The sequence below is a fragment of the Neolewinella persica DSM 23188 genome (assembly GCF_000373105.1).
Taxonomy (GTDB): Bacteria; Bacteroidota; Bacteroidia; order Chitinophagales; family Saprospiraceae; genus Neolewinella; species Neolewinella persica.
Window position 1 is genome coordinate 1 of record NZ_KB890485.1, and the last position, 2,855, is coordinate 2,855.

At 33.8% G+C, this 2,855-nt stretch carries 4 protein-coding genes; all 4 read left to right on the top strand.

All coding sequences use genetic code 11. The features are described 5' to 3' along the window. Positions 1-438 precede the first annotated feature (438 nt). On the top strand, positions 439-846 hold the full coding sequence (locus B036_RS0125675) for a hypothetical protein (RefSeq protein WP_020571599.1): 408 nt from the start codon (positions 439-441) through the stop codon (positions 844-846). Between the two features lie 270 nt (positions 847-1,116). Next, entirely contained in the window at positions 1,117-1,599 is a 483-nt protein-coding gene (locus B036_RS0125680) for a hypothetical protein (RefSeq protein WP_020571600.1), read from the top strand. A gap of 71 nt (positions 1,600-1,670) precedes the next feature. After that, entirely contained in the window at positions 1,671-2,000 is a 330-nt protein-coding gene (locus B036_RS0125685; protein WP_020571601.1) for a hypothetical protein, read from the top strand. Then, a complete protein-coding gene (locus B036_RS31140) occupies positions 1,997-2,719 on the top strand; it encodes a DNA alkylation repair protein (protein ID WP_020571602.1) in 723 nt (240 codons plus the stop codon). Before B036_RS0125685 ends, B036_RS31140 begins: the two co-directional genes overlap by 4 nt. Positions 2,720-2,855: the final 136 nt, after the last annotated feature.

Genomic DNA, 2,855 nt, shown 5'->3' on the forward strand with positions numbered 1-2,855 from the left:
CACCTTAGACAGGAAGTGGTGGAGTGGAAAGCGCATCCCTAAGTATCGGGAAAAAGTTTATATTTGGAAAGGGCTTGGCTTAATGGGCATGAACAATGCAGCAACGTCAACCCGCCGAGAGTGCTTTTGATGTTACATTGAATTCATTATATGACTGAAGTTTGTATCTTTATAGAAAGCTATTGATGATGGCGGGCTGCGTTGCTGCCCACGTTGGAGTGAAAGTCTCCGCTGCGCTCCGACTTCCACTCCAACGAAGTTGTGCCCTGCGCATTAAGTCAGCGGAAGTGCGCTGCGCAGCCCTTCCGCCAACATAATGCCTGCGTCAATTCCGAAATTTCAAATATTTTTTGAGGCTTCGCCTCAACCACATACTAAATTTCAGAACTGCGCAGGGCACAACTTCGTTCTGCGCAATAAGAAAAAACATACGAATTTATGAAATATGAATTCCCGAAAATAGAAGCCGAACTAGCTCATATATTGTCATATATTTATCAAGAAAAAGAGACTTTTGATAATTTATTTAGAAGGAATATTTTAAAATCTCAATCTACTTGTAATGGAAAAAACATTAACCTTAATACCGAATCGTTAAGAGATACTTATGGTAAATTGAGACATGAAAAAATCAGTAAGAACGGATCAATAAGTTACACTAATGTGAAATATAATGATAAAGAAATTGAAATTAAAAATGTTAGCTTAGATATTGATATTCTTTATAGATTCTCACCAAGCGGTGTTTTAATGTATGAAGAGCACAGATCAAAATATGATAAACCATCGATTTATTATTTTTCTACTAATGAGAAGGGCTTTTTAGATAGAGTTAATGAATATTAAATCATCAGAGTTGATGACCAAATTAAAAGTATCATTAATACAGAGAATAACAGAGTAATAGTTGAGATTAAATCAATAGAAAATAATTTTGTTGAATTCGTTGATTATGAAGGAATTACTAAAAAATACTGTTTTGAAAATGATTGCTTAAGCGCGATATATTTCAATGAGGATTTAAAATACAAATATGATTATAATGATGATGAAAAAGTTGTTAACAGTTATAGAATAGATAAAGAGGGTGTCTTTCATTTAGAAATTAAACGAAAAATGGAGGATGGCATATTTGGATTACGAGAAACTACAATTTTCTACAACGGTAAACTAATTGACAGAGAATTTGTCAATGTAGATACATATTGCAAGTATGAATTAGATGATGATCTGAATTGTATAGACCAAATGCTGGAAGGCAACTATCTTTCTGATGAGGTAAATAAGACGTTTGATTATAAATCTAATTTTTCTAACTGGATTGGATATGGACCAGCTAAAGGAAAGATAAGGTTGTCAATCAAGTTGAAAAACGGAGTTGCTCAATATGAAGTGAATATACCTATTGAAACTCCAGGTGAAAATGGAGTATACAAGATCAAATACGGTTCGATGTACCAAGTGGATAATTATCTGGTTCTATCAGGCACAGAAATGGATGAAAGAATACCATTTTTGATTGAAAATGACCGATTGAAAATAAGATTATTCGATAAAATGTTGGAATTTCATAAAATAAAAGCGCAGAACAATGGCTAGGACGTCAATAGCTCCTTCGTCGCTACTGCGCCTAGCCGTGACGTTAGCCACAAGAACAAAAAAAAATAATAATGCAATTTGACAAAGATTTACAATCAGAATTTAAAGAATTATTTCTTCAAGCAAGAGAGATAATACTTTCTTACGAAGGAATTATTGAAACAAGAAAAGCAAGAATCACAACATACTCCAATGGGAAAGGAGGAATATGTCATATGAGAACCATGCCTTATGGAGTTGATTTTGGTTTCTTGAAAGGAGCCAAAATGGAAGATAAATTTGGAGTGCTTACAGGAAAAGGAAAAGCAATCAGGGTTCTACCTCAAAAGGGTGAATTGAGTGAAGAAAAAATTAGATACTTTATCAATCAAGCAATTGAAATTAACGACAATAAGAAGTGACAACAAACCAAATAATAGACAAACTGAAAAAGGAAGCGAATCCTGAAAAAATCCTAATTAAGGAATCCAGATTTGGCATTACCTCCAATAATGCCTTAGGTATTTATCATAAAGAATTGAAAGAATTTGCAAAGAATATTCCCAAAGATGATAAAATTGCCAAGGAGCTTTTTGAATCAAATATTTATGAGGCAAGATTACTTTGTAGCAAGATATTTAATGTTGAGAACCTGACTGAAAAACTAATGGACCAATGGACGAGTACATTTGAGAATTGGGAAATATGTGACTCGTTTTGCATGGGATTGTATGCAAAAAGTAAATACGCAATACCCAAAGCAATTGAATGGACAAAAAGAGAAAGAGAATTTGAAAAAAGAGCAGGGTTCACAACAATTGCTGCTTACTGTATGGCAGACAAAGAATCCCTAAATGATACATTTGAACAATTCTTTCCCATTATAAAAAGAGAATGTACAGACGAAAGATTGTATGTAAAAAAGTCAGTTAATTGGGCTTTAAGAAATATTGGAAAAAGAAATATCGACTTAAAATCAAAGGCAATTTCGTTAGCAAAAGAAATTTTAAGAATGGATAACAAAACTGCAAGTTGGATAGCAAAAAATGCCTTGAAAGAGTTAACTAATGAAAAGGTCAGAAATTCAGATTACCCAAGAACAATTTATAGAAAAAGGAATCCTGCGGCTAACAATGTGTAAAATGTTCATAGTGGCTAAGCGCCACTACGCCATTTACACGAACCGTCAGACTGTGTAAAAAGTCCCTCAAGCCCAGCAAATTCGTCGTATCTTAACAACAGTAACCGATACCCGAAAAAATGCCCATAAAAACCGG

Coding starts and splice junctions, on each gene's coding strand:
- B036_RS0125675 (WP_020571599.1), top strand. CDS start 439: ATGAAATATGAATTCCCGAAAATAGAAGCCGAACTAGCTCATATATTG.
- B036_RS0125685 (WP_020571601.1), top strand. CDS start 1,671: ATGCAATTTGACAAAGATTTACAATCAGAATTTAAAGAATTATTTCTT.
- B036_RS0125680 (WP_020571600.1), top strand. CDS start 1,117: ATGGAGGATGGCATATTTGGATTACGAGAAACTACAATTTTCTACAAC.